We start from the raw sequence: 24,888 nt of genomic DNA, 5'->3' as shown, positions 1-24,888 counted from the left end.
TTCGAAAACAAGGATAAACATGATGAGATCGTTCAAGCGTATTGCTCTGCTGTGTGGCATGGGTGTTCTGCTGTCGCCTGCGGCCTGGGCCGAAAACTGGCAGGTGGCCAAGGACGAGGAGGGGATCAAGGTTTCCCTTAGCGAAGTGGCCGGTTCCAAGTACAAGGCCTATCAAGGTGTCACGGTGATCAAGGCGCCGCTGGCCAAAGTGCAGGCGTTGCAGGAGGACGTGGTCGGGGCTTGTGCATGGATTCACGAGTGCAAGTCGCAGAAGCTGCTCAAGCACGAAGGTGACCAAAGCTGGACCTACACCCAGTTCAATACGCCATGGCCGGTGACGCCGCGGGACTCGGTGTTGCATGTGACTACTGTGAAGAAGGCTGATGGCAGCCTGGTGCGCAACCTGAAGGAAGAGCCGACCTATATCCCGGAAGAGAAGGGCTTTGTGCGGGTGGCGAAGGTCGAAGGCTTCTGGAAGCTGGTGCCAAAGGGCGACAGCACGGAAGTGACCTATCAGGTGCACACCGAGCCGGGTGGCAGCGTGCCGGCGATGGTGGCCAACAAGTTCGTGGTGGACGCGCCGTTCAATACTCTGAAAGCGCTGCGTGAGCGGGCGGAGAAGAACTAAGGCTTTGTGTCGCTCGTGCTGGACTCTTCGCGGGTTTGCCTGCGAAGAGGCCAGCACAGGATGAATAAAAAAAGGCTGCCCGAGGGCAGCCTTTTTGCGTTCGGCTAGGGAAGCTTACTTGCGGTCCTGCAGCGCAACGATGTCGCGCTTCTGCTCGCCGGTGTACAGCTGGCGCGGGCGGCCGATCTTGTACGGGCTGGAGAGCATTTCTTTCCAGTGCGAGATCCAGCCCACGGTACGTGCCAGGGCGAAGATCACGGTGAACATGCTGGTCGGAATGCCGATTGCCTTGAGGATGATCCCCGAGTAGAAGTCGACGTTCGGGTACAGCGAGCGCTCGATGAAGTACGGATCGGTCAGGGCGATCTCTTCCAGGCGCATGGCCAGTTCCAGCTGCGGGTCGTTCTTGATGCCCAGCTCGCGCAGGACTTCGTCGCAGGTCTGCTTCATCACGGTGGCGCGCGGGTCGCGGTTTTTGTACACGCGGTGACCGAAGCCCATGAGCTTGAACGGGTCGTTCTTGTCCTTGGCCTTGGCGATGAACTTGTCGATGTTCGAGACATCGCCGATTTCATCGAGCATGGTCAGTACCGCTTCGTTCGCACCGCCATGGGCCGGGCCCCAAAGTGCGGCGATACCGGCGGCGATACAGGCGAACGGGTTGGCACCCGACGAACCGGCCAGACGAACGGTGGAAGTGGAGGCGTTCTGCTCGTGGTCGGCGTGGAGGATGAAGATCCGGTCCATCGCCTTGGCCAGCACCGGGCTGATCGGTTTGATCTCGCACGGGGTGTTGAACATCATGTGCAGGAAGTTTTCCGCGTACGACAGGTCGTTGCGCGGGTACATCATCGGCTGGCCCATGGAGTACTTGTAAACCATCGCGGCCAGGGTCGGCATCTTGGCGACCAGGCGCACCGCGGAAATTTCGCGGTGTTGCGGGTTATTGATGTCCAGGGAGTCGTGATAGAACGCCGACAGGGCGCCGACCACGCCGCACATCACCGCCATCGGGTGGGCGTCGCGGCGGAAGCCGTTGAAGAAGGACTTCAGCTGCTCGTGAACCATGGTGTGGTTCTTCACGGTGCTGACGAACTGAGCCTTCTGCTCGGCATTCGGCAGTTCTCCGTTGAGCAGCAGGTAGCAGGTTTCGAGGTAGTCGGACTTTTCGGCGAGCTGCTCGATCGGGTAGCCGCGGTGCAGCAGGATACCTTTGTCGCCGTCAATGTAGGTGATCTTCGACTCGCACGAGGCAGTCGCCATGAAACCAGGGTCGAAGGTGAAGTGACCAGTGGCCCCCAACCCGCGGACGTCGATTACATCAGGACCAACGGTGCCGGTTAAAATGGGCAGCTCGACGGGGGCAGCGCCCTCGATGACCAACTGCGCTTTTTTGTCAGCCATGTGGCCTCCTATTAATGCTTGAAATCATCAGACAGACCCCCCACGCAGGGCCCGCACCACTATAGAGGGATAAATTCAGATGTCAATTTGCCTAAAGGCTTGTTGAAACAGGCATTGAGGCCTGATTTTTCGCGAAATTCTCGCCCATTTACGCCTTTTGTGCGCTAAAGGCAATGCGCTATTTGGGCTACCCCGTCACGTTGTCATAAGCAGCCTAACTGTCTATACTCGCAACCCGACCGCCAGGGGCTTGCAAGCCCGAACTGCTGGGGGTCGCCGTTCCCTGGGTGGTGGGTACCTGACCAGTACACTTACCAACAACTTTGCCCTGATTCGCTAGGGGCTCTTCAGTGTGAAAAAAGCCGTGAAAAGCCAACGACCTGTAAACCTAGACCTAAGGACCATCAAGCTCCCCGTCACTGCGTACACGTCCATCCTGCATCGTATCTCCGGCGTCATCCTGTTCCTCGGCCTTGCCATCATGCTTTATGCACTGGGCAAGTCGCTGGGTTCCGAGGAAGGCTTTGGTGAGGTGAAGGCGTGTCTGACCAGCCCGCTGGCCAAATTCGTGACCTGGGGCCTGCTGTCCGCCCTGCTTTATCACCTCGTGGCAGGTGTTCGTCACCTGATCATGGACATGGGCATCGGTGAGACGCTGGAAGGCGGCAAGCTGGGCTCGAAAATCGTGATCGTCATCTCCGTGGTGCTGATCGTTCTGGTGGGAGTTTGGGTATGGTAACCAATGTCACGAACCTGTCGCGTTCGGGCCTCTATGACTGGATGGCGCAGCGCGTTTCTGCGGTCGTTCTCGCGGCTTACTTCCTCTTCCTGATCGGCTACGTGGTCGCCCACCCAGGCATCGACTACACCCAGTGGCATGGTCTGTTCTCCAACAACGCGATGCGGATCTTCAGTCTGCTGGCCCTCGTTGCCCTGGGCGCTCACGCCTGGGTCGGCATGTGGACCATTGCGACCGACTACCTGACGCCTATGTCGTTCGGCAAGTCGGCTACTGCGATTCGTTTCCTGTTCCAGGCGGTATGCGGCGTTGCGATGTTCGCTTACTTCGTCTGGGGTGTGCAGATTCTCTGGGGTATCTGATCCATGGCTAGCATTCCAACCATTTCCTTCGACGCCATCATCATCGGTGGCGGCGGCGCCGGCATGCGCGCTGCGCTGCAGCTGGCTCAAGGCGGCCACAAGACTGCCGTAGTCACCAAGGTCTTCCCGACCCGTTCGCACACTGTATCCGCCCAGGGCGGCATCACCTGCGCCATCGCTTCGGCCGACCCGAACGACGACTGGCGCTGGCACATGTACGATACCGTCAAGGGCTCCGACTACATCGGTGACCAGGACGCTATCGAATACATGTGTCAGGAAGGCCCGGCTGCGGTCTTCGAGCTGGACCACATGGGCCTGCCGTTCTCGCGTACCGAAACCGGTCGCATCTACCAGCGTCCGTTCGGTGGCCAGTCCAAGGACTTCGGCAAGGGTGGCCAGGCTGCCCGTACCTGCGCCGCTTCCGACCGTACCGGTCACGCGCTGCTGCACACCCTGTACCAGGGCAACCTGAAAGCCGGCACCACCTTCCTCAACGAGTACTACGCAGTTGACCTGGTGAAGAACCAGGACGGCGCATTCGTTGGCGTGATCGCGATCTGCATCGAAACCGGCGAGACCCTGTACATCAAGTCCAAGGCCACCGTGCTGGCAACTGGCGGTGCCGGCCGTATCTACGCCTCCACCACCAACGCACTGATCAACACCGGTGACGGCGTGGGCATGGCCCTGCGTGCCGGCGTGCCGGTGCAGGACATCGAAATGTGGCAGTTCCACCCGACCGGCATCGCCGGCGCCGGTGTACTGGTTACCGAAGGTTGCCGCGGTGAGGGTGGCTACCTGATCAACGCCCACGGCGAGCGCTTCATGGAGCGTTACGCGCCGAACGCGAAAGACCTGGCCGGCCGCGACGTGGTCGCCCGTTCCATGGTCAAGGAAATCATCGCCGGCAACGGCGTGGGCCCGAACAAGGACCACGTACTGCTGAAGCTGGACCACCTGGGCGAGGAAGTGCTGCACAGCCGCCTGCCAGGTATCTGCGAGCTGTCCAAGACCTTCGCCCACGTCGACCCTGTGGTCGCGCCGGTACCGGTCATCCCGACCTGCCACTACATGATGGGCGGCGTTGCCACCAACATTCATGGCCAGGCCATTACCATGGACGCCGAAGGCAACGATCACATCATCCCGGGCCTGTTCGCCGTAGGTGAAGTGGCGTGCGTATCTGTTCACGGTGCCAACCGCCTGGGCGGCAACTCGCTGCTCGACCTGGTGGTGTTCGGCCGTGCTGCCGGCCTGCACCTGGAGAAGGCGCTGACCGAAGGCGTGGAATACCGCGACGCCAGCGACACCGACGTCGATGTTGCCCTGAACCGCCTGAACAAGCTGAACGAGCGCACCACCGGTGAAGACGTTGCCAGCCTGAAGCGCGAGCTGCAGAGCTGCATGCAGAACTACTTCGGTGTATTCCGTACTGGCGAATACATGCAGAAGGGTATCGAGCAGCTGGCCGGTCTGCGTGACCGTATCGCCAACGTCAAGATCAACGACAAGTCCCAGGCCTTCAACACCGCGCGTATCGAAGCGCTGGAGCTGCAGAACCTGCTGGAAGTCGCCGAAGCTACCGCCATCGCGGCAGAAGCCCGTAAAGAGTCCCGCGGCGCTCACGCCCGTGAAGATTACGAAGACCGTGACGACGAAAACTGGCTGTGCCACACCCTGTACTACCCGGGTGAGAAACGCGTCGCCAAGCGTGGCGTCAACTTTGCGCCGAAGACTGTTCCAGCCTTCGAACCAAAAGTCCGGACTTACTAAGGGTAGCCGCTATGTTGCAAGTCGAAGTTTATCGTTACAACCCGGACACCGATTCGGCGCCGAAAATGCAGACCTTCCAGGTCGATACCGGCGGCAAGGATCTGATGGTTCTGGACGTGCTGGCACTGATCAAGGAACAGGACGAAGGTTTCTCCTATCGTCGCTCGTGCCGTGAAGGCGTTTGCGGTTCCGATGGCATGAACATCAACGGCAAGAACGGCCTGGCCTGCATCACCCCGTTGTCGGCGGTGGTGAAGGGCAACAAGCTGATTCTGCGTCCGCTGCCGGGCCTGCCGGTCATTCGTGACCTGGTCGTCGACATGAGCATCTTCTACAAGCAGTACGAGAAGGTGAAGCCGTTCCTGCAGAACGACACCCCGGCACCGGCCATCGAGCGCCTGCAGTCGCCGGAAGACCGCGACAAGCTGGACGGCCTGTACGAGTGCATCCTGTGCGCTTGCTGCTCGACCTCCTGCCCGTCGTTCTGGTGGAACCCGGACAAGTTCCTGGGCCCCGCCGCACTGCTGCAGGCCTATCGCTTCCTGGCCGACAGCCGTGACACCAAGACCCAGGAGCGCCTGGCGTCCCTGGATGACCCGTTCAGCGTATTCCGCTGCCGCGGGATCATGAACTGCGTCAACGTTTGCCCGAAAGGTCTGAACCCGACCAAGGCAATCGGCCACGTACGTAACATGCTGCTGCAAAGCGGCACCTGATACAAAGAGTTGTACCTGCAGTAAGCCGAGGTGCGGGTGGTGAGCCCGCACTGAGGTAAAACCCGAACAAGGGCCCACAAAGCCTGCGTTCATTACCTATGAAGATATGAGACCAGCAGGGGCTTCCGGGCTGGTACCCGGAAAATCAGCAGGATCCAAGTGGCGTGGTTCAGTCGCTGTATTCGGACTTTTCCAGGTTTGCTGTGGCTCTCGCCGATCAGTCCCCTAACCGAGGGTGACCAAGCATGCAAGAAAGCGTGATGCAGCGCATGTGGGAAAGCGCCCACCTTTCAGGTGGTAACGCTGCATATGTGGAAGAGCTTTATGAGCTCTACCTGCACGACCCTAACGCTGTGCCAGAAGAGTGGCGCACCTACTTCCAGAAGTTGCCCGCCGACGGCAGCACCGCTACCGATGTATCGCACTCGACAATCCGCGACCATTTCGTACTGCTGGCAAAGAACCAGCGCCGCGCCCAACCGGTATCCGCCGGGAGCGTGAGCAGTGAACACGAGAAGAAGCAGGTTGAAGTTCTGCGACTGATCCAGGCCTATCGTATGCGCGGCCATCAGGCTGCCAAGCTCGACCCGTTGGGGTTGTGGCAGCGTCCTGCGCCCGTAGACCTGTCGATCAATCACTACGGCTTGACCAATGCCGATCTTGATACGACCTTCCGTGCCGGCGACCTGTTCATCGGCAAAGAGGAGGCGAGCCTACGCGAGATCTTCGAGGCGCTCCAGAAGACATATTGTCGCACCATTGGCGCCGAGTTCACCCATATCGTCGATTCCGAGCAGCGCAGCTGGTTCCAGCAGCGTCTGGAAAGCGTGCGCGGCCGTCCGGAGTTTTCCGCTGACGTGCAGGCCCACCTGCTCGAGCGCGTGACCGCCGGTGAAGGCCTTGAGAAATATCTGGGCACCAAGTACCCGGGCACCAAGCGTTTCGGCCTCGAGGGCGGCGAAAGCCTGATCCCGATGCTGGACGAGATGATCCAGCGCTCCGGTTCCTACGGCACCAAGGAAGTCGTGATCGGCATGGCCCACCGTGGCCGCCTGAACGTTCTGGTCAACACCTTCGGCAAGAACCCGCGCGAGCTGTTCGACGAGTTCGAAGGCAAGAAGATGAACGAGCTGGGCTCCGGTGACGTCAAGTACCACCAGGGCTTCTCCTCGAACGTGATGACCCCGGGTGGCGAAGTGCACCTGGCCATGGCGTTCAACCCGTCCCACCTGGAAATCGTCTCGCCAGTGGTCGAGGGTTCGGTGCGCGCCCGTCAGGACCGCCGCAACGACACCGTTGGCGACAAGGTACTGCCGATCTCGATCCACGGCGACGCAGCATTCGCCGGCCAGGGCGTGGTCATGGAAACCTTCCAGATGTCGCAGACCCGCGGTTTCAAGACCGGTGGCACCGTGCACATCGTGATCAACAACCAGGTTGGCTTCACCATCAGCAACCCGCTGGACGCGCGCTCCACCGAGTACGCCACCGACGTTGCCAAGATGATCCAGGCACCGATCCTGCACGTGAACGGCGACGACCCGGAAGCCGTGCTGTTCGTGACCCAGCTGGCCATCGACTACCGCATGCAGTTCAAGCGTGACGTGGTCATCGACCTGGTCTGCTACCGCCGCCGCGGCCACAACGAGGCCGACGAGCCGAACGGCACCCAGCCTTTGATGTACCAGCAGATCAGCAAGCAGCGCACCACGCGTGAACTTTACGCTGAGGCACTGATCCAGGCCGGCCGCATCGATGCCGAGCGCGCCCAGGCCAAGATCGACGAGTACCGCAACGCGCTGGACAACGGCCTGCACGTGGTGAAGAGCCTGGTCAAGGAGCCGAACCGCGAGCTGTTCGTCGACTGGCGTCCGTACCTGGGCCATGCCTGGACCGCGCGTCACGACACCCGCTTCGACCTCAAGACCCTGCAGGAACTGTCGGCCAAGCTGCTGGAGATCCCGGAAGGTTTCGTCGTCCAGCGCCAGGTCGCCAAGATCTACGAAGACCGCCAGAAGATGCAGGCCGGTGGCTTGCCGATCAACTGGGGTTATGCAGAGACCATGGCCTACGCCACCCTGCAGTTCGAAGGTCACCCGATCCGCATGACCGGCCAGGACATCGGCCGTGGCACCTTCTCGCACCGTCACGCGGTGCTGCACAACCAGAAGGACGCCAGCACCTACGTACCGCTGAAGAACCTGTTCCCGGGCCAGCCTCAGTTCGAACTGTACGACTCCTTCCTGTCGGAAGAAGCGGTACTGGCCTTCGAATACGGCTACTCGACCACCACGCCGAACGCGCTGGTGATCTGGGAAGCCCAGTTCGGTGACTTCGCCAACGGTGCGCAAGTGGTGATCGACCAGTTCATCACCAGCGGCGAGCACAAGTGGGGCCGTCTGTGCGGCCTGACCATGCTGCTGCCACACGGTTATGAAGGGCAGGGCCCGGAGCACTCCTCCGCGCGCCTGGAGCGTTACCTGCAGCTGTGCGCCGAGCACAACATCCAGGTCTGCGTACCGACCACCCCGGCCCAGATCTACCACCTGCTGCGTCGCCAGGTCATCCGTCCGCTGCGCAAGCCGCTGATCGTGCTGACGCCGAAGTCGCTGCTGCGCCACAAGCTGGCCATCTCGACCTTGGAAGACCTGGCAGAAGGCTCGTTCCAGACCGTTATCCCGGAAATCGACAACCTCGATCCGGCCAAGGTCGAACGCCTGGTCCTGTGCGGCGGCAAGGTTTACTACGACCTGCTGGAAAAACGCCGTGCCGAAGGCCGCGAAGACATCGCCATCGTGCGTATCGAGCAGCTGTATCCGTTCCCTGAGGACGACCTGGTCGAAATCCTGGCGCCTTACACCAACCTCAAGCATGCGGTCTGGTGTCAGGAAGAGCCGATGAACCAGGGCGCCTGGTACAGCAGCCAGCACCACATGCGCCGTATCCTGGGCCGTCACAACAAGGCACTGGTCCTGGAATACGCCGGCCGCGACGCTTCCGCCGCGCCAGCCTGTGGTTACGCATCGAAGCACGCCGAACAGCAGGAAAAACTGCTGCAAGACGCCTTCACTGTTTAATGCCTTCGCGCACCTGAAACCGAATTTAAGGAAACACAGATAATGGCTATCGAGATCAAAGCCCCAACCTTCCCGGAATCGGTTGCCGATGGCACCGTTGCCACCTGGCACAAGCAGCCGGGCGATGCCGTCAAGCGTGACGAGCTGATCGTCGACATCGAGACCGACAAGGTCGTCCTGGAAGTACTGGCCACCGCCGACGGCGTGCTGGGCGCAATCGTCAAGGGCGAGGGCGACACCGTCCTGTCCGACGAAGTACTGGGTTCGATCGTTGAAGGCGGTGCTGCCGCCGCTGCACCAGCTGCCGCCCCGGCCGCTGCTGCCCCGGCTGCCGCTGCTGCCGACGCTGGCGAAGAAGACCCGGTTGCCGCCCCGGCCGCGCGCAAGCTGGCTGAAGAGAACGGCATCGACCTGGCTGCCGTTGCCGGCACCGGCAAAGGTGGTCGCATCACCAAGGAAGACGTCGTCGCTGCCGTCGCCAACAAGAAGTCGGCGCCTGCTGCAGCTGCCAAGCCTGCCGCCGCTGCCGCTGCTGCCCCGGTTGTCGTTGCCGCTGGCGACCGCACCGAGAAGCGCGTGCCAATGACCCGCCTGCGCGCCAAGATCGCCGAGCGTCTGGTCGAAGCCCAGTCGAGCATGGCCATGCTGACCACCTTCAACGAAGTCGACATGACCGAAGTCATGGCCCTGCGTTCGAAGTACAAGGACCTGTTCGAGAAGACCCACAACGGCGTGCGCCTGGGCTTCATGTCGTTCTTCGTCAAGGCTGCCACCGAAGCCCTGAAGCGCTTCCCGGCTGTCAACGCCTCGATCGATGGCAACGACATCGTCTACCACGGCTACGCCGACGTCGGCGTTGCCGTGTCCAGCGACCGTGGCCTGGTGGTACCGGTACTGCGTAACGCCGAGTCGATGAGCCTGGCGGAAATCGAGAACGGCATCGCCACCTTCGGCAAGAAGGCTCGTGATGGCAAGCTGGCCATCGAAGAGATGACTGGCGGCACCTTCACCATCACCAACGGTGGTACCTTCGGTTCGATGATGTCGACCCCGATCGTCAACCCGCCGCAGGCCGCCATTCTCGGCATGCACAACATCATCCAGCGCCCGATGGCCATCAATGGTCAGGTTGTGATTCGCCCGATGATGTACCTGGCGCTGTCGTACGATCACCGCCTGATCGACGGCAAGGAAGCGGTAACCTTCCTGGTCACCATCAAGAACCTGCTGGAAGATCCGTCTCGCCTGCTGCTGGACATCTAACCCTCTGGCTGCGTACCGTGCCGGCCCTGGCTTCGCAGGAAGCCATGCCGCGCGGTCCGCGGCTTGTAGCTTGTAGCTGATAAGGAATCTTTTATGACCCAGAAATTCGACGTAGTGGTGATTGGTGCAGGTCCTGGCGGCTATGTTGCTGCCATCAAGGCCGCACAACTTGGTCTGAAGACTGCCTGTATCGAGAAGTACACCGACGCCGAGGGCAAGCTGGCCCTGGGCGGCACCTGCCTGAACGTAGGTTGCATTCCTTCCAAGGCGCTGCTGGACAGCTCCTGGAAGTACAAGGAAGCCAAAGAGAGCTTCAACGTCCACGGTATCTCCACTGGCGAAGTGAAGATGGACGTCGCCGCGATGGTTGGCCGCAAGGCTGGCATCGTCAAGAACCTGACCGGTGGCGTTGCCACCCTGTTCAAGGCCAATGGCGTTACTTCCATCCAGGGCCACGGCAAGCTGCTGGCCGGCAAGAAAGTCGAAGTCACCAAGGCTGACGGCACCACCGAAGTCATCGAAGCCGAGAACGTGATCCTGGCTTCCGGCTCGCGCCCGATCGACATTCCACCGGCTCCGGTCGACCAGAACGTCATCGTCGACTCCACCGGCGCCCTGGAATTCCAGGCCGTGCCGAAGCGCCTGGGCGTTATCGGAGCTGGCGTGATCGGCCTGGAACTGGGCTCGGTATGGGCTCGCCTGGGTGCTGAAGTCACCGTTCTGGAAGCCTTGGACACCTTCCTGATGGCTGCCGACACCGCCGTGTCGAAAGAAGCCCAGAAGACCCTGACCAAGCAAGGCCTGGACATCAAGCTGGGTGCGCGCGTCACCGGCTCGAAAGTCAACGGCAACGAAGTCGAAGTGACCTACACCGACGCCAACGGCGAGCAGAAGATCACCTTCGACAAGCTGATCGTCGCGGTTGGCCGTCGCCCGGTGACCACCGACCTGCTGGCTGCCGACAGCGGTGTGACCATCGATGAGCGTGGCTACATCTTCGTCGACGACTACTGCGCTACCAGCGTGCCTGGCGTGTACGCCATCGGTGACGTGGTGCGCGGCATGATGCTGGCCCACAAGGCCTCGGAAGAGGGCATCATGGTGGTCGAGCGCATCAAGGGCCACAAGGCCCAGATGAACTACGACCTGATTCCGTCGGTCATCTACACCCACCCGGAAATCGCGTGGGTCGGCAAGACCGAACAGGCCTTGAAGGCCGAGGGCGTTGAGGTTAACGTGGGCACCTTCCCGTTCGCGGCCAGCGGCCGTGCGATGGCTGCCAACGACACCGGTGGTTTCGTCAAGGTCATCGCCGATGCCAAGACCGACCGCGTCCTGGGTGTGCACGTGATTGGCCCATCGGCTGCCGAACTGGTGCAGCAGGGCGCAATCGCAATGGAATTCGGCACCAGTGCCGAGGATCTGGGCATGATGGTCTTCAGCCATCCGACCCTGTCCGAAGCGTTGCATGAAGCAGCGCTGGCAGTGAATGGCGGCGCCATTCACGTGGCCAACCGTAAGAAGCGTTAATTATAAGAAACCACGGCGGGCTGCCCGTCGTGAGTCTTGCGTGCATGACTCACCGCGGAAAGTCCGCCGGACCGGATCACACGGGAAAACCCGGGGTCAACGGTCACAGGTGGTGCGGCGCCAGTGATGGCGCAGCGCCGAAGCGCAGTACCTAACGAAGACGGTAAAAAGCATGAATCTTCACGAGTATCAGGGTAAGCAGCTGTTCGCTGAGTACGGCCTGCCAGTTTCCAAGGGTTTCGCTGTCGATACCCCTGAGCAAGCTGCAGAAGCCTGCGACAAGATCGGCGGGAACGAGTGGGTGGTAAAAGCCCAGGTTCACGCGGGTGGTCGCGGTAAGGCGGGCGGCGTCAAGCTGGTTCGCAGCAAAGAAGACGCCAAGGCGTTCGCTGCACAGTGGTTGGGCAAGAATCTGGTTACCTACCAGACCGATGCCAACGGTCAACCCGTCTCCAAGATTCTGGTCGAATCCTGCACTGACATCGCCAAAGAGCTGTACCTGGGCGCTGTAGTCGATCGTTCGAGCCGCCGTATCGTGTTCATGGCTTCCACCGAAGGTGGCGTGGACATCGAGAAAGTCGCTCACGAAACGCCTGAGAAGATCCTCAAGGCCACCATCGACCCGCTGGTCGGCGCTCAGCCGTTCCAGGGTCGCGAGCTGGCATTCCAGCTGGGCCTGGAAGGCAAGCAAGTTCAACAGTTCGCCAAGATCTTCGTTGGTCTGGCCAAGCTGTTCAAGGATCACGACCTGGCCCTGCTGGAAGTGAACCCGCTGGTGATCAAGGCCGACGGCGACCTGCACTGCCTCGATGCCAAGATCAACATCGACGCCAACGCCATGTACCGTCAGCCGAAGCTGAAAACCTTCCACGACCCGTCGCAGGACGACGCCCGTGAAGCCCACGCTGCCAAGTTCGAACTGAACTACGTTGCCCTCGAAGGCAACATCGGCTGCATGGTCAACGGTGCCGGCCTGGCCATGGGTACCATGGACATCGTCAACCTGCACGGCGGCAAGCCGGCCAACTTCCTCGACGTTGGCGGTGGTGCTACCAAAGAGCGCGTTACCGAAGCGTTCAAGATCATTCTGTCCGACAGCAATGTCGCGGCCGTTCTGGTCAACATCTTCGGAGGCATCGTTCGCTGCGACATGATTGCCGAAGGCATCATCGGTGCAGTGAAAGAAGTCGGCGTGAAAGTTCCGGTTGTCGTTCGCCTTGAAGGCAACAACGCCGAACTGGGCGCTAAAGTACTGGCAGAAAGCGGTTTGAACATCATTGCGGCAACCAGCCTGACCGACGCTGCTCAACAAGTTGTCAAAGCTGCGGAGGGCAAGTAATGAGCGTCCTGATCAATAAAGACACCAAAGTCATCTGCCAGGGCTTCACTGGCTCGCAGGGTACTTTCCACTCCGAACAGGCCATCGCCTACGGCACCAAGATGGTCGGCGGCGTAACCCCAGGCAAGGGTGGCACCACCCACCTGGGCCTGCCAGTGTTCAACACTGTGAAAGAAGCTGTGGAAGCTACCGGCGCCGACGCTTCGGTGATCTACGTTCCGGCTCCTTTCTGCAAGGACTCGATCCTGGAGGCTGCCTTCGGCGGCATCAAGCTGATCGTGTGCATCACCGAAGGCATTCCTACCCTGGACATGCTGGATGCCAAGGTCAAGTGCGACGAGCTGGGCGTGACCCTGATCGGCCCTAACTGCCCAGGTGTCATCACCCCGGGCGAGTGCAAGATCGGCATCATGCCTGGCCACATCCACCTGCCAGGCAAGGTCGGTATCGTTTCGCGTTCCGGCACCCTGACCTACGAAGCTGTGAAGCAGACCACCGACGCCGGCTTCGGCCAGTCGACCTGCGTCGGCATCGGCGGTGACCCGATCCCGGGCTCCAACTTCATCGACATCCTGAAGCTGTTCCAGGAAGACCCGAAGACCGAAGCGATCGTCATGATCGGTGAGATCGGCGGTTCGGCTGAAGAAGAAGCTGCGGCCTACATCAAGGCCAACGTCACCAAGCCTGTCGTTTCCTACATCGCTGGTGTTACCGCACCTGCGGGCAAGCGCATGGGCCACGCTGGCGCCATCATCTCCGGCGGCAAGGGTACTGCGGACGAGAAGTTCGCGGCCCTGCAGGACGCTGGTGTGAAGACCGTGCGTTCCCTGGCTGACATCGGCAAGGCCCTGGCCGAGCTGACTGGCTGGGAAGTCAAGAAGTAATACTGCTACACCCCCCACGCGCACAGAGGCCACCTCGGGTGGCCTTTGTCGTTTCTGGGGCTTGGGTAATCCTGCACTGGCCCTATCGCCGGCAAGCCAGCTCCCACAGGAGATCACCACAGGCCCTGATTGTGAAGGTCTCCTGTGGGAGCTGGCTTGCCGGCGATAGGGCCAGTGCAAACTGCGAAGAACTTTCGATGGGTTTGATAGGGATTTTCACGCAGACAAACTTCCCAATATCGGGATAATTCTCGCTGTCCTCGGTTGCACAGACGACAAACATGTACGCACATCGGACAAGCAGCACTGTGCCAGTGCGTTTGACTGACAAAACAGTTACATTACGCGCTCACTCTGTGCCCGTACCCCAAAAGGGAACGACACGCTAAACGGGTCTGGCCTATCAAGCCGGGCAGCATTTCCCCTCATCCAAAGGGAAATCCCCTCTCGAATCCCGATTTCAGCAGTGTGGTACTACCTTAAATGAAAGTTCTCAAAGGCCAGGATATCCTGGCGCTTGGCTTTATGACGTTTGCGCTTTTCGTGGGCGCTGGCAACATCATCTTCCCGCCTATCGTCGGTCTGCAGTCTGGCCCGCACGTATGGATGGCGGCCCTTGGCTTCCTGGTTACCGCCGTGGGCCTGCCGGTCATCACCGTGGTCGCCCTGGCCAAGGTCGGCGGCGGCATGGATGCCCTGAGCAGCCCGATCGGCAAGTTCTTCGGTGGCCTGCTGGCGGCCGTGTGCTACCTGTCGGTCGGCCCGCTGTTCGCCACCCCGCGCACCGCGACCGTATCGTTCGAAGTGGGCGTTGCGCCGCTGACCGGCGAAAGCCCGCTGGCGCTGTTCATCTACAGCCTGGTGTACTTCCTCGTGGTACTGGCCGTGTCGATGTACCCGGGCAAGCTGCTCGACACCGTGGGCCGCTTCCTGGCGCCGCTGAAGATCATCGCCCTGGCGGTGCTGGGCATCGCCGCCTTCGCGCTGCCTGCCGGCACCATTGGTGAAGCGCAGCCGGCCTATGCCGCCGCAGCGTTCTCCAAGGGCTTCTCCGATGGTTACCTGACCATGGACACCCTGGGTGCCCTGGTGTTCGGTATCGTCATCGTCAACGCCATCCGCTCGCGCGGTGTCGAGTCGCCGAAACTGATCACCCGCTATGCCATCATTGCCGGCCTGATCGCAGGCGTCGGTCTGGCCCTGGTGTATATCAGCCTGTTCCGACTGGGTGCAACCAGCCACGAGATCGCGGCTGACGCTACCAACGGTGCGGCGGTACTGCATGCCTACGTGCAGCATACCTTCGGTTCGCTGGGCAGCGGTTTCCTCGCCGTGCTGATCGCGCTGGCCTGCCTGGTGACCGCCGTTGGCCTGACCTGTGCTTGCGCCGAGTACTTCAGCCAGATCCTTCCGCTGTCGTACCGCGCTCTGGTGGTGATTCTGGCGGGCTTCTCGCTGTTGATCTCCAATCTCGGCCTGACCAAGCTGATCATGTTCTCGATCCCGGTGCTTACGGCGATCTACCCGCCGTGCATCGTGGTGGTCGGGCTGAGCTTCGTGAAGGACCTGTGGAACTCGCCGACCCGCATCCTGGCACCAGTGATGCTGGTATCGCTGCTGTTCGGCATGGTCGATGCGATCAAGGGCAGCAGCATTGCCCACGTGCTGCCGGACTTCATGGCTCACCTGCCGCTGAGCGACCAGGGCCTGGCCTGGCTGGTGCCTTCGGTGGTGACCCTGGTTGGCGCCGTGGCCTGCGACCGCATGCTCGGCAAGCCGCGCGAAGCGCTGGCCTGATAGTCGAAGCCTGAGGGCGGCACCGGCCACAAGCCGAAGGGTGCTCGCCAAGGGTGGAAACTCCAGAGCCCCGTATCCGAAAGGATGCGGGGCTTTTTCTTTGCCTGCACTGGCCTCTTCGCAGCACAAGGCTGCTCCTACAAGTGCAGTGCCGTACCTGTAGGAGCAGCCTTGTGCTGCGAAGAGGCCAGAACAGGCAGTGCGGATTTCTGGGTGGATGTGTGCCTTTTACCGCTTGCCAGCGTCGAAATCCGGTCCCTATCCTTCAGGTATCTGGCCCTCCCGGGAACCGTGCATGAACTTCATCCAAAGCAACTTCAACAATCTTTTGGCCATCATCTGGTTCGCCCTGTGCTGGGGCGGTTACACCCGTTATGCCATCTGGAAGGGCCGCGACACCGCGTGCCTGGCCAGCGTGCTGCACCTGTACCGCGAAGACTGGATGCGCCGCATGCTGCTGCGCGACAACCGCATTGCCGATGCGAGCGTGATCGGCAACCTCGAGCGCAACGCCTCGTTCTTCGCCTCCAGCACCCTGATCATCCTCGCCGGTATCCTCACCGTGCTCGGGGCTTCCGACCGGGCGCTGTCGCTGCTGGCCGATCTGCCGCTGGTGCAGCAGACCTCCCAGGGCATGTCGGAGATCAAGCTGCTGTGCCTGGCCATGGTCTTCGTCTATGCCTTTTTCACCTTCAGCTGGTGCATGCGCCAATACAACTTCGCGGCAGTACTGGTGGGGTCGGCGCCGATGATCGGTGAACGGCTGGTCAATGAGCTTGAACGCAAGGCATTCGCCTCGCGGGCGGCGCGGGTGCTGTCGCTTGCCGCCAACCAGTTCAACCTGGGCCTGCGTTCCTATTACTTCGGCATGGCCATGTTGAGCTGGTTCATCAGCCCATGGTTATTCATGGTCATGAGTGTCGGGGTGGTGCTGATTCTGTACCGCCGCGAGTTCCATTCGGATGTATTGGATGTGATGGTGTTCACACCTACCGAAAGTGTTTCGATCGAACCCGCCAAGGAAAACACCGCTCCTGGTACCTGAAACGTTTAATCCATAAGTTTCAGGCACAAAAAAACCCGACAATGTCGGGTTTTTTTGTTTTAGCCGATTACTGCTTGGCAGGTTCGGCTGGAGCAGCTGGGGTAGCTGGAGCGGCTTCCGGAGCCGGAGTAGCCGGAGCGGCTTCTTCGGCGGCCTTCTGCTCGGCTTCGGCCTGATCTTTGGCGGCTTCGGCGTTTTCCTTGGCAGCCTCGTTCATTTTATCCTGAGCTTCGCCCGCTTTTTCCTGGGCTTGCTCGGCGTGTTGCTGTGCGTCCTGGGCTTTGTCTTCGCTCGCTTTATCGCAAGCGGCCAGGCCCATGGCAGCGGCCAGCATCAGAGCAAAAGCAAAAGGTTTACGCATGGGGGTGTTTCTCCTTGGTGGAATAAGTGACTTGTTCCTTCGAGTGCAACTACACGGAATAAGTTCCGCGAAGATTACACATATATAACGTCCCGTTCTATATAGACTTTTTAACGATTTTATGCCGCTGCGGCAATGCGCAGGGAAACAGCCAATGAGTGATTCAACCTTGATGGCCATGGCCGAGCGTTTTCTCTCGGCCCTGAAACATTGTCAGTTGTTGCAAATGCGTGTGGTGCAAACCAATGCCAATGGCATGACCCTGGTGCTGCCCTGGTCTGCGGCCATTGTCGGCAACCCGCAGACCGGCGCCGTGCATGGCGGCGCGCTGACCACGCTGATGGACACCACTTGCGGCATGGCCACGCTGTGCGTGCTGCCGCGCTTCGAAGTGTGCCCGACACTGGACCTGCGCATCGACTATATGCATCCGGCCAAGGCCGGCAAAGACATCTACGGCCATGCCCAATGCTACCGGGTCACCCGCGATGTGATCTTCACCCGTGGCACGGCCTACCAGGATGACCCCGCTCAGCCTATCTGCCAGGTGGTGGGCACGTTCATGCGCCTGGGCCAGGAGATCAAGGGTGGCATCCGCTTCGGCAACAGCCTGAAGGAGGGCGGAGCATGATTCCGCACAATGTTCGCCAACAGCTCAACGCTGCTCATGCGGTGGGAGACTATCGGCCCTTGCTGGCGCTGATCCCCTATGGCGGCCTGATCGGCATTGAATGCGAGCGTCAGGGCGATGACCTGCTGTTCCGCCTGCCGGCCAACCAGGACAACATCGGCAACCCGCTGCTGCCGGCCATCCACGGCGGGGTGATCGCGGGCTTCATGGAACTGTCGGCAGCGCTGTACCTGCTGATCTTCAGCGAGAGCGCAAGCATTCCGAAGATCATCGACTTTTCCATCGATTACCTGCGCGCCGGGCACTTTCGCGATACCTACGCCCAATGCCAGCTTTGGCGCCAGGGCCGGCGGGTGACCAATGTGGCCATCACCGCCTGGCAGGGGGACAGGCAGTCGCCGATCGCCACGGCTCGGGCCCATTTCAAGATCGAACCGGAAAAGCCCTTGAAATCATCCGGGCAGCCCCCATCTGCATGACATCCGCCGCTAAACGCTGGCCAACCTGGCCGCCAGGCGTCAACTGCCATCAGATCGGAGTTTTGAAGACCATGAGTGTGGAGACTCAAAAAGAAACGCTGGGCTTCCAGACCGAGGTAAAGCAGCTGCTGCACCTCATGATCCATTCCCTGTATTCGAACAAGGAGATCTTCCTGCGTGAATTGATCTCCAACGCCTCCGACGCCGCCGACAAGCTGCGTTTCGAGGCCCTGGCCAAGCCAGAGCTGTTCGAAGGCGACGCCGACCTGAAGATTCGCCTGAGCTTCGACAAGGACGCCGGTACCGTGACCCTCGAGGACAACGGCATCGGCATGAGCCGCGAAGACGTCATCGCCCACCTGGGTACCATCGCCAAGTCCGGCACTGCCGACTTCATGAAGAACCTCACCGGTGACCAGAAGAAGGACTCGCACCTGATCGGTCAGTTCGGTGTGGGCTTCTACTCCGCGTTCATCGTTGCCGACAAGGTCGACGTGTACAGCCGCCGTGCCGGCCAGCCGGCCGCTGAAGGCGTGCACTGGTCGTCGAAGGGCGAAGGTGAGTTTGAAGTCGCCACCATCGACAAGCCACAGCGCGGCACCCGCATCGTCCTGCACCTGAAGAAGGGCGAGCAGGAGTTCGCCGATGGCTGGCGCCTGCGCAATGTGGTCAAGAAGTACTCCGACCACATCGCCATGCCGATCCAGCTGCTGAAAGAGCAAGCTACCGCCGAAGGCGAAGAGCAGCCGGCCGAAGAGTGGGAAACCGTCAACCGTGCCAGCGCCCTGTGGACCCGTCCGCGTACCGAAATCAAGGACGAGGAATATCAGGAGTTCTACAAGCACATCGGCCATGACTTCGAAAACCCGCTGGCCTGGAGCCACAACAAGGTAGAAGGCAAGCTCGAATACAACTCGCTGCTGTACGTGCCCGCCCGCGCGCCGTTCGACCTGTACCAGCGCGAAGCGCCACGCGGCCTGAAGCTGTACGTGCAGCGCGTGTTCATCATGGACCAGGCCGAATCGTTCCTGCCGCTGTACCTGCGCTTCATCAAGGGTGTGGTCGACTCCAACGACCTGTCGCTGAACGTGTCGCGTGAAATCCTGCAGAAAGACCCGATCATCGACTCGATGAAGACCGCGCTGACCAAGCGCGTGCTGGACATGCTGGAGAAGCTGGCGAAGAACGAGCCCGAGCAGTACAAGGGCTTCTGGAAGAACTTCGGTCAGGTGCTGAAGGAAGGCCCGGCCGAAGACTTCGCCAACAAGGAAAAGATCGCCGGCCTGCTGCGCTTCGCTTCCACCCAGGACGACAGCGGCGAGCAGAGCGTCGCCCTGGCCGACTACCTGGCTCGCGTCAAGGAAGGCCAGGACAAGATCTACTACCTCACCGGCGAGTCGTACGCGCAGGTCAAGAACAGCCCGCACCTGGAAGTCTTCCGCAAGAAAGGCATCGAAGTGCTGCTGCTGACCGACCGTATCGACGAGTGGCTGATGAGCTACCTGAACGAGTTCGACGGCAAGGCCTTTGTCGACGTCGCCCGTGGCGACCTGGACCTGGGCAAGCTGGACTCGGAAGAAGACAAGAAGGCCCAGGAAGAAGTCGCCAAGGACAAGGAAGGCCTGGTCGAGCGCCTGAAGGGCGCGCTGGGTGACAGCGTGGCCGAAGTGCGCGTATCGCACCGCCTGACCGACTCGCCGGCGATCCTGGCCATCGGTGAGCAGGACCTGGGCCTGCAGATGCGCCAGATCCTCGAAGCCAGCGGGCAGAAGGTGCCGGAGTCCAAGCCGATCTTCGAGTTCAACCCGACCCACCCGCTGATCGAGAAGCTGGACAACGAGCAGAGCGAAGACCGCTTCGCCGAGCTGTCGCACATCCTGTTCGATCAGGCAGCCCTCGCGGCCGGTGACAGCTTGAAGGACCCGGCGGCTTACGTTCGTCGCCTGAACAAGCTGCTGGTCGAACTGTCTGCTTGAGTTGATGCATAGGAAAGCCCGCTTCGGCGGGCTTTTTTCATGGCGAGCATATTGATGACGAGTGCCAAAGGAGTGCTTGATGAGCAAAGTAATCGTCGAATCGCTGGTCTATCACCTGTCCGGCAAGGCGTATGAAAGCCGCCTGGTATACGAGCCGGGCGCGCTGGGGCGGCCAGGTCTGGTGATGGCGCCGAACTGGATGGGTATAGGCGAAGGTGCCGAGCGCATCGCCAAGGAAGTGGCCGAGAAGGGCTATGTAGTGCTGATTGCCGACCTGTACGGGCAATCGGTGCGTCCGTCCAATGCCGACGAGGCCGGCGCGGCGATGATGCCGTTGAAGAATGACCGAGGCGAGCTGCGCAAGCGCATGCAGGAAGCCCTGGCGCAACTGTTGGGGCAGTCGAAGGCGCTGCTGGAACCGGGCAAGGTCGGCACGTTTGGTTTCTGCTTTGGTGGCTGCTGTGCACTGGAGCTGGCCCGTACTGGCGCCGATTTGCGTGCGGCGGTGTCGTTCCATGGCACCCTGGATACCCCGAACCCGGAAGATGCCAAGCGCATCAAGGGCTCGGTGCTGGTGCTGCACGGCGCTTCCGATCCACTGGTGCCGAAGGAGCAGTTGCCGGCGTTCGAGGAGGAGATGAACGCGGCCAAGGTTGACTGGCAATTGCTGAGCTATGGCGGCGCGGTGCACTCGTTTACCGACCCGAGTGCCAATGTGCCGGGCAAGATGCAGTATGATCGGCGTACCTCGGAGCGGGCGTTCCGCTCGATGCATAACCTGCTGACCGAAGTGTTCCAGCGCTGATGGCGCATTGGGGCCGCTTTGCGACCCTTCGCGGGCTTGCCCGCTCCCACAGGTACGGAACTGCCCGTAAGTGCAACGCCGTCCCAGTGGGAGCGGGCAAGCCCGCGAAGGGTCGCAAAGCGGCCCCAATTACCGCGGCAACTCGATTCTGGAGGTTTCCCCCGGCACCACCGGCCATTCCCCAGCAGCCCACTTGGCCCGGGCCTGTTCGATCAGCTCCACATCACTGGCGACAAAGTTCCAGTTCATCCGCCGCGGCCCATCCAGTGGTGCGCCACCAATCAGCACCAGCTGGCACTCACCCTCCGCATACAGCGTCACCTCTTTACCCTCGGGCAGGACCACCAGGCTGCAGGGTTCCACATCCTCATCGTTCATCACCAGCTCACCATCGAGCAGGTACAGCGCCCGCTGCGCATGCTCGTTCGGCACCAATAGCGTGGTTGCCGGTTGCATCTGTACATGCGCGTACAGGGTAGGGGAGAGCACCGGCACCGGCGATTCCAGGCAGAACCCGCTGCCGGCGATCATGCAGATGCGTACTCCCAGGCTGTCGCTGACCGGCAGGCTCGCCGCCGGGTGATGGCTGTAGCTTGCCGGGCCTTGTTCCTGCTCGCGTGGCGATGCCAGCCATACCTGCAGCCCGTGCAGGCGTGAGCCATGGGCCAGGGCATCTTCAGGAGTACGCTCGACATGGGCCACACCGCTGCCTGCGGTCATCCAGCTGACGTCGCCCGGCAGCACCCGCTGCACCGAGCCGAGGCTGTCCTTGTGCAGGATTGCCCCTTCGAACAGGTAGGTAAGGGTCGACAGGCCGATATGCGGGTGCTGGCGGATGTCCATACCATGCCCCGGGGCATAGTCGGTTTCGAGCATGTGGTCGAAAAACACGAACGGGCCGACGCTGCGACACTGGGCCGATGGCAGCGGGCGCAGGATCGGCTGGCCCTCGACCGATTCGGCACGTGGGCGGATGACCAGGGGGCTGCTCATGGGAAGGCTCCAGGCAAGGTGGAAATGCCCCAAGCATAGCGGTTTGCCCGCCCCGGCTGAACCGTCTCGTAGGCCGGCCGGTCTAGAGATCTGATACCCGGAAAAGGAAGCTTCATCATGATCGTGAGAGCGTTGGCCTGCGTGCTGTTATCCACCTGGCTGTGCCAAGCGGCGCAGGCACGCGACTACCGCTACAGTGATGCCCACCTGCACTACGTCGACTTCTTCCAGGAAAGCGAAGGCATGCCTGCGCTGATCAAGGCCATGGATGCCGCCGGTATCGAGCAGTCGATGATTTCCGGCGTCCCGGTGGCCAAGAAGTGGCATGAAGACGAGCCCAAGCGCCCACGCTATTACGCTGGGGATGACGCCGAAGCCTACTGGTACAGCGCCACCGATACCTACGTGGCGGCGGCGCTACAGCAACTGCCCGACGAGCAGCGCAAGCGCTTTCATCCGTTCCTGGCCGGCTTCAATCCGGTGGACAAGAACGCCGCCAGCCATATCGAGCGCATGCTCGATCTGCATCCGGGGCTGTGGCAGGGCATTGGCGAGGTGTTCACCCGCCACGATGACCTGACTGCTCTGACCAGCGGTGACACGCCGCGCGCCAACAACGAAGCCATGGCGCGTATCTACCACCTGGCGGCCGAGCGCGACCTGCCGGTGCTGCTGCATTCCAACATCACCTCCAAGCGCGAGCGCAACCCGCTGTACCTGGCGGAGATCGAACAGCCGCTGCGCAATCACCCGCACACGCGGTTCATCTGGGCGCATGCAGGCAGCAGCATGGAGATTCACCGGCACCAGACGCAGATGGACTTTCTGCTGCCGGTGCTGACGCGGTTGCTGGAGGATTACCCGAACCTGTATGTCGATTTGTCGTGGAGCGTGCTGAAACCCTATCTGCTGGATGACCGGGGTGTGCCGCGCAAGGCGTGGCTGGCACTGGTCGAGAGGTTCCCGGAACGGTTCATGCTGGGTTCGGATGTGGTGGGGCGGTTTGGCAGCCTTGGGGAGCAGATGCATGGGTTCAGGCCGTTTCTGGACGCATTGCCGGAACAAGTTGCCAACAAGGTGGCCAGGGAGAATTTTCTGGCTGTACTGCCCAGGCGGAAATAAGGGTTTTCCTGTGCCGGCGATAGGGCCGGTACAGGCAATACAAATGAAAACGCCCCGAATCAGTCGGGGCGTTTTCGTTTACCGCAGCAGCGTCTTACTTGCCTTCCCAGCGCTTGAGCACCAGGGTGGCGTTGGTGCCGCCGAAGCCGAAGCTGTTGCTCATGACCGTGTCGATCTTGGCGTTTTCTTCGGTCTTGCGCAGGATCGGCAGGTCGGCGACTTCCGGGTCCAGCTCGTCGATGTTGGCGGAGCCGGCGATGAAGTTGTTTTCCATCATCAGCAGGCAGTAGATCGCCTCGTGTACGCCGGCAGCGCCCAGCGAGTGGCCCGACAGGCTCTTGGTCGAGCTGATCTTCGGCGCCTTGTCGCCGAACACGGCGCGAACGCCCTTGATCTCGGCAACGTCACCGACCGGGGTCGAGGTGCCGTGGGTGTTCAGGTAATCGATCGGAGTGTCGACGGTCGACAGCGCCTGCTGCATGCAGCGGATAGCACCTTCGCCGCTCGGGGCAACCATGTCGTAGCCGTCGGAAGTGGCGCCGTAGCCGACGATTTCCGCGTAGATCTTGGCGCCACGGGCCAGGGCGTGTTCCAGCTCCTCGACCACCACCATGCCGCCACCGCCAGCGATGACGAAGCCATCACGGTCGGCGTCGTAGGCGCGCGAGGCCTGTTCCGGGGTTTCGTTGCGCTTGGTCGACAGGGCGCCCATGGCATCGAACAGGAACGACTGGCTCCAGTGCTCTTCTTCACCGCCACCGGCGAAGACGATGTCCTGCTTGCCCCACTGGATCTGCTCCAGGGCGGTGCCGATGCAGTGTGCCGAAGTGGCGCAGGCCGAGGAGATCGAGTAGTTGATGCCCTTGATCTTGAACGGGGTGGCCAGGCACGCCGAAACGGTGCTGCCCATGGTGCGGGTAACGCGGTACGGGCCGACGCGCTTGACGCCTTTCTCACGCAGGGTGTCCAGCGCTTCCATCTGGTTCAGGGTCGAGGCGCCGCCGGAGCCCGCCACCAGGCCGGTACGCGGGTTGGAAACCTGCTCTTCGGTCAGGCCGGCGTCCTTGATCGCATCCTGCATCGCCAGGTAGGCGTAGGCAGCAGCGTGGCCGACGAAGCGGTAGACCTTGCGGTCGATCAGTTCTTCGAGGTTGAGGTCGATGGACCCGGAAACCTGGCTACGCAGCCCCATTTCCTTGTATTCCGGGTTGTAACGGATACCCGGACGGCTGTTGCGCAGGTTTTCGGTGACGGTAGCTTTGTCATTGCCCAGGCACGATACGATGCCCAGACCAGTGATAACGACGCGGCGCATGCGAATAACCCTTAGAAATTGTCAGTGGAGGTGAACACGCCGACCCGCAGGCCTTCGGCAGTGTAGATCTCGCGGCCGTCGACGCTGACCGAGCCATCGGCGATGGCCATGTTCAGCTTGCCCTTCAGGACGCGCTTGATGTGAATGTTGTAAGTGACTTTCTTGGCTTCCGGCAGTACCTGGCCGAAGAACTTCACCTCGCCCGAACCCAGGGCGCGCCCGCGGCCTGGCAGGCCCTGCCAGCCGAGGAAGAAACCTACCAGCTGCCACATGGCATCAAGCCCCAGGCAGCCCGGCATTACCGGGTCGCCTTCGAAGTGGCAGGCGAAGAACCACAGGTCCGGATTGATATCCAGCTCGGCGACCAATTCACCTTTGCCGTACTTGCCGCCTTCTTCGCTGATATGGGTGATGCGATCGACCATCAGCATGTTCGGCGCGGGCAGTTGCGCATTACCTGGGCCGAACAGCTCACCGCGACTGCAGCGCAGCAGGTCTTCCCGAGTAAAGGCGTGTTGTTTGGTCATGCGAGCTCCTCAATAACCCCCTGCGGCAGGGGATGAATCTTCCCGGCCGGCCCGATACGCATCGCGTTCGGGGCGGCAGCCTACAGGTAGACTATTGCGTTGTGGTGAAAGTCACAGTG

At 61.2% G+C, this 24,888-nt stretch carries 22 protein-coding genes; 17 read left to right on the top strand and 5 right to left on the bottom strand.

Annotation, left to right across the window (positions count from 1 at the left end; all coding sequences use genetic code 11):
• The first annotated feature begins 22 nt into the window (after positions 1-22).
• A complete protein-coding gene (locus GEV38_RS18670) occupies positions 23-628 on the top strand; it encodes an START domain-containing protein (protein ID WP_054572523.1) in 606 nt (201 codons plus the stop codon).
• A 114-nt stretch (positions 629-742) separates the two neighbouring features.
• Here the strand turns inward: GEV38_RS18670 and gltA are convergent, their stop codons facing one another.
• Positions 743-2,032 carry a citrate synthase gene (gene gltA, locus GEV38_RS18665; protein WP_013973445.1) on the bottom strand — a complete coding sequence of 430 codons (1,290 nt, stop codon included), beginning with the start codon at positions 2,030-2,032 and terminating at the stop codon, positions 743-745.
• Between the two features lie 352 nt (positions 2,033-2,384).
• On the opposite strand from gltA, the gene sdhC reads away from it, so the two are divergent.
• The 11 genes from sdhC (at position 2,385) to GEV38_RS18610 (ending at position 16,560) form a co-directional block, all read left to right on the top strand.
• The gene (gene sdhC, locus GEV38_RS18660; RefSeq protein WP_012315350.1) at positions 2,385-2,771 is read left to right on the top strand and encodes a succinate dehydrogenase, cytochrome b556 subunit; all 387 of its coding nucleotides are present in this window, start codon (positions 2,385-2,387) and stop codon (positions 2,769-2,771) included.
• Positions 2,765-3,133, top strand: coding sequence for a succinate dehydrogenase, hydrophobic membrane anchor protein (gene sdhD / locus GEV38_RS18655; RefSeq protein ID WP_003254214.1), 369 nt, complete (start codon positions 2,765-2,767; stop codon positions 3,131-3,133). The genes sdhC and sdhD overlap by 7 nt, the downstream gene beginning before the upstream one ends.
• A 3-nt stretch (positions 3,134-3,136) precedes the next feature.
• Complete coding sequence (gene sdhA, locus GEV38_RS18650; RefSeq protein ID WP_013973442.1) at positions 3,137-4,909, top strand: succinate dehydrogenase flavoprotein subunit; 1,773 nt, start codon at positions 3,137-3,139, stop codon at positions 4,907-4,909.
• Between the two features lie 11 nt (positions 4,910-4,920).
• Positions 4,921-5,625 carry a succinate dehydrogenase iron-sulfur subunit gene (locus GEV38_RS18645; protein WP_011534752.1) on the top strand — a complete coding sequence of 235 codons (705 nt, stop codon included), beginning with the start codon at positions 4,921-4,923 and terminating at the stop codon, positions 5,623-5,625.
• 245 nt (positions 5,626-5,870) lie between these two features.
• Positions 5,871-8,702: a 2-oxoglutarate dehydrogenase E1 component gene (locus tag GEV38_RS18640; RefSeq protein WP_015271096.1), complete on the top strand. Its 2,832-nt coding sequence runs from the start codon at positions 5,871-5,873 to the stop codon at positions 8,700-8,702.
• 42 nt (positions 8,703-8,744) lie between these two features.
• A complete protein-coding gene (odhB, locus tag GEV38_RS18635) occupies positions 8,745-9,965 on the top strand; it encodes a 2-oxoglutarate dehydrogenase complex dihydrolipoyllysine-residue succinyltransferase (RefSeq protein WP_013973440.1) in 1,221 nt (406 codons plus the stop codon).
• A gap of 93 nt (positions 9,966-10,058) precedes the next feature.
• Complete coding sequence (lpdA, locus tag GEV38_RS18630) at positions 10,059-11,495, top strand: dihydrolipoyl dehydrogenase (protein WP_013973439.1); 1,437 nt, start codon at positions 10,059-10,061, stop codon at positions 11,493-11,495.
• A 172-nt stretch (positions 11,496-11,667) separates the two neighbouring features.
• A complete protein-coding gene (gene sucC, locus GEV38_RS18625; protein ID WP_003254205.1) occupies positions 11,668-12,834 on the top strand; it encodes an ADP-forming succinate--CoA ligase subunit beta in 1,167 nt (388 codons plus the stop codon).
• Positions 12,834-13,718, top strand: coding sequence for a succinate--CoA ligase subunit alpha (sucD, locus tag GEV38_RS18620; RefSeq protein ID WP_004376004.1), 885 nt, complete (start codon positions 12,834-12,836; stop codon positions 13,716-13,718). Before sucC ends, sucD begins: the two co-directional genes overlap by 1 nt.
• 483 nt (positions 13,719-14,201) lie before the next feature.
• Positions 14,202-15,515: a branched-chain amino acid transport system II carrier protein gene (gene brnQ, locus GEV38_RS18615; RefSeq protein WP_015271095.1), complete on the top strand. Its 1,314-nt coding sequence runs from the start codon at positions 14,202-14,204 to the stop codon at positions 15,513-15,515.
• Between the two features lie 295 nt (positions 15,516-15,810).
• Positions 15,811-16,560: a DUF599 domain-containing protein gene (locus GEV38_RS18610; protein WP_015271094.1), complete on the top strand. Its 750-nt coding sequence runs from the start codon at positions 15,811-15,813 to the stop codon at positions 16,558-16,560.
• A gap of 67 nt (positions 16,561-16,627) precedes the next feature.
• On the opposite strand, the gene GEV38_RS18605 is transcribed toward GEV38_RS18610, so the two are convergent.
• Positions 16,628-16,921: a hypothetical protein gene (locus GEV38_RS18605; RefSeq protein ID WP_015271093.1), complete on the bottom strand. Its 294-nt coding sequence runs from the start codon at positions 16,919-16,921 to the stop codon at positions 16,628-16,630.
• Between the two features lie 154 nt (positions 16,922-17,075).
• Here GEV38_RS18605 and GEV38_RS18600 point away from each other — a divergent pair, with 154 nt between their 5' ends.
• The 4 genes from GEV38_RS18600 (at position 17,076) to GEV38_RS18585 (ending at position 20,812) form a co-directional block, all read left to right on the top strand.
• Complete coding sequence (locus tag GEV38_RS18600; protein ID WP_054572522.1) at positions 17,076-17,552, top strand: PaaI family thioesterase; 477 nt, start codon at positions 17,076-17,078, stop codon at positions 17,550-17,552.
• Positions 17,549-18,031 carry a PaaI family thioesterase gene (locus GEV38_RS18595; protein WP_054572521.1) on the top strand — a complete coding sequence of 161 codons (483 nt, stop codon included), beginning with the start codon at positions 17,549-17,551 and terminating at the stop codon, positions 18,029-18,031. Before GEV38_RS18600 ends, GEV38_RS18595 begins: the two co-directional genes overlap by 4 nt.
• 71 nt (positions 18,032-18,102) lie before the next feature.
• Positions 18,103-20,007 (top strand): molecular chaperone HtpG, encoded by a 1,905-nt coding sequence (gene htpG, locus GEV38_RS18590; RefSeq protein ID WP_023661535.1) that lies wholly within the window; start codon positions 18,103-18,105, stop codon positions 20,005-20,007.
• 79 nt (positions 20,008-20,086) lie between these two features.
• A complete protein-coding gene (locus GEV38_RS18585; RefSeq protein ID WP_015271090.1) occupies positions 20,087-20,812 on the top strand; it encodes a dienelactone hydrolase family protein in 726 nt (241 codons plus the stop codon).
• 129 nt (positions 20,813-20,941) lie between these two features.
• Here GEV38_RS18585 and GEV38_RS18580 read toward each other — a convergent pair whose 3' ends face one another.
• Positions 20,942-21,805: a pirin family protein gene (locus GEV38_RS18580; RefSeq protein WP_015271089.1), complete on the bottom strand. Its 864-nt coding sequence runs from the start codon at positions 21,803-21,805 to the stop codon at positions 20,942-20,944.
• Positions 21,806-21,922: 117 nt separating this feature from the next.
• Between GEV38_RS18580 and GEV38_RS18575 the strand changes: the two genes are divergently transcribed.
• Positions 21,923-22,927: an amidohydrolase family protein gene (locus GEV38_RS18575; protein ID WP_015271088.1), complete on the top strand. Its 1,005-nt coding sequence runs from the start codon at positions 21,923-21,925 to the stop codon at positions 22,925-22,927.
• A 94-nt stretch (positions 22,928-23,021) separates the two neighbouring features.
• Here the strand turns inward: GEV38_RS18575 and fabB are convergent, their stop codons facing one another.
• Together fabB and fabA are read right to left on the bottom strand one after the other, a co-directional pair.
• Positions 23,022-24,242, bottom strand: coding sequence for a beta-ketoacyl-ACP synthase I (fabB, locus tag GEV38_RS18570; RefSeq protein ID WP_013973429.1), 1,221 nt, complete (start codon positions 24,240-24,242; stop codon positions 23,022-23,024).
• 11 nt (positions 24,243-24,253) lie between these two features.
• Positions 24,254-24,769, bottom strand: a complete 516-nt coding sequence (fabA, locus tag GEV38_RS18565) for a 3-hydroxyacyl-[acyl-carrier-protein] dehydratase FabA (protein ID WP_003251509.1) — start codon at positions 24,767-24,769, stop codon at positions 24,254-24,256.
• Positions 24,770-24,888: the final 119 nt, after the last annotated feature.

The sequence above is a fragment of the Pseudomonas sp. 13159349 genome (assembly GCF_013305685.1).
In the GTDB taxonomy this organism is placed as follows: domain Bacteria; phylum Pseudomonadota; class Gammaproteobacteria; order Pseudomonadales; family Pseudomonadaceae; genus Aquipseudomonas; species Aquipseudomonas asiatica.
Note: the sequence above shows the minus strand (reverse complement) of the source record. Positions and strands in the feature narration are given on the sequence as shown.

Coding starts and splice junctions, on each gene's coding strand:
- GEV38_RS18670 (WP_054572523.1), top strand. CDS start 23: ATGAGATCGTTCAAGCGTATTGCTCTGCTGTGTGGCATGGGTGTTCTG.
- gltA (WP_013973445.1), bottom strand. CDS start 2,032: ATGGCTGACAAAAAAGCGCAGTTGGTCATCGAGGGCGCTGCCCCCGTC.
- sdhD (WP_003254214.1), top strand. CDS start 2,765: ATGGTAACCAATGTCACGAACCTGTCGCGTTCGGGCCTCTATGACTGG.
- sdhA (WP_013973442.1), top strand. CDS start 3,137: ATGGCTAGCATTCCAACCATTTCCTTCGACGCCATCATCATCGGTGGC.
- GEV38_RS18645 (WP_011534752.1), top strand. CDS start 4,921: ATGTTGCAAGTCGAAGTTTATCGTTACAACCCGGACACCGATTCGGCG.
- GEV38_RS18640 (WP_015271096.1), top strand. CDS start 5,871: ATGCAAGAAAGCGTGATGCAGCGCATGTGGGAAAGCGCCCACCTTTCA.
- odhB (WP_013973440.1), top strand. CDS start 8,745: ATGGCTATCGAGATCAAAGCCCCAACCTTCCCGGAATCGGTTGCCGAT.
- lpdA (WP_013973439.1), top strand. CDS start 10,059: ATGACCCAGAAATTCGACGTAGTGGTGATTGGTGCAGGTCCTGGCGGC.
- sucC (WP_003254205.1), top strand. CDS start 11,668: ATGAATCTTCACGAGTATCAGGGTAAGCAGCTGTTCGCTGAGTACGGC.
- sucD (WP_004376004.1), top strand. CDS start 12,834: ATGAGCGTCCTGATCAATAAAGACACCAAAGTCATCTGCCAGGGCTTC.
- brnQ (WP_015271095.1), top strand. CDS start 14,202: ATGAAAGTTCTCAAAGGCCAGGATATCCTGGCGCTTGGCTTTATGACG.
- GEV38_RS18610 (WP_015271094.1), top strand. CDS start 15,811: ATGAACTTCATCCAAAGCAACTTCAACAATCTTTTGGCCATCATCTGG.
- GEV38_RS18605 (WP_015271093.1), bottom strand. CDS start 16,921: ATGCGTAAACCTTTTGCTTTTGCTCTGATGCTGGCCGCTGCCATGGGC.
- GEV38_RS18600 (WP_054572522.1), top strand. CDS start 17,076: ATGAGTGATTCAACCTTGATGGCCATGGCCGAGCGTTTTCTCTCGGCC.
- GEV38_RS18595 (WP_054572521.1), top strand. CDS start 17,549: ATGATTCCGCACAATGTTCGCCAACAGCTCAACGCTGCTCATGCGGTG.
- htpG (WP_023661535.1), top strand. CDS start 18,103: ATGAGTGTGGAGACTCAAAAAGAAACGCTGGGCTTCCAGACCGAGGTA.
- GEV38_RS18585 (WP_015271090.1), top strand. CDS start 20,087: ATGAGCAAAGTAATCGTCGAATCGCTGGTCTATCACCTGTCCGGCAAG.
- GEV38_RS18580 (WP_015271089.1), bottom strand. CDS start 21,805: ATGAGCAGCCCCCTGGTCATCCGCCCACGTGCCGAATCGGTCGAGGGC.
- GEV38_RS18575 (WP_015271088.1), top strand. CDS start 21,923: ATGATCGTGAGAGCGTTGGCCTGCGTGCTGTTATCCACCTGGCTGTGC.
- fabB (WP_013973429.1), bottom strand. CDS start 24,242: ATGCGCCGCGTCGTTATCACTGGTCTGGGCATCGTATCGTGCCTGGGC.
- fabA (WP_003251509.1), bottom strand. CDS start 24,769: ATGACCAAACAACACGCCTTTACTCGGGAAGACCTGCTGCGCTGCAGT.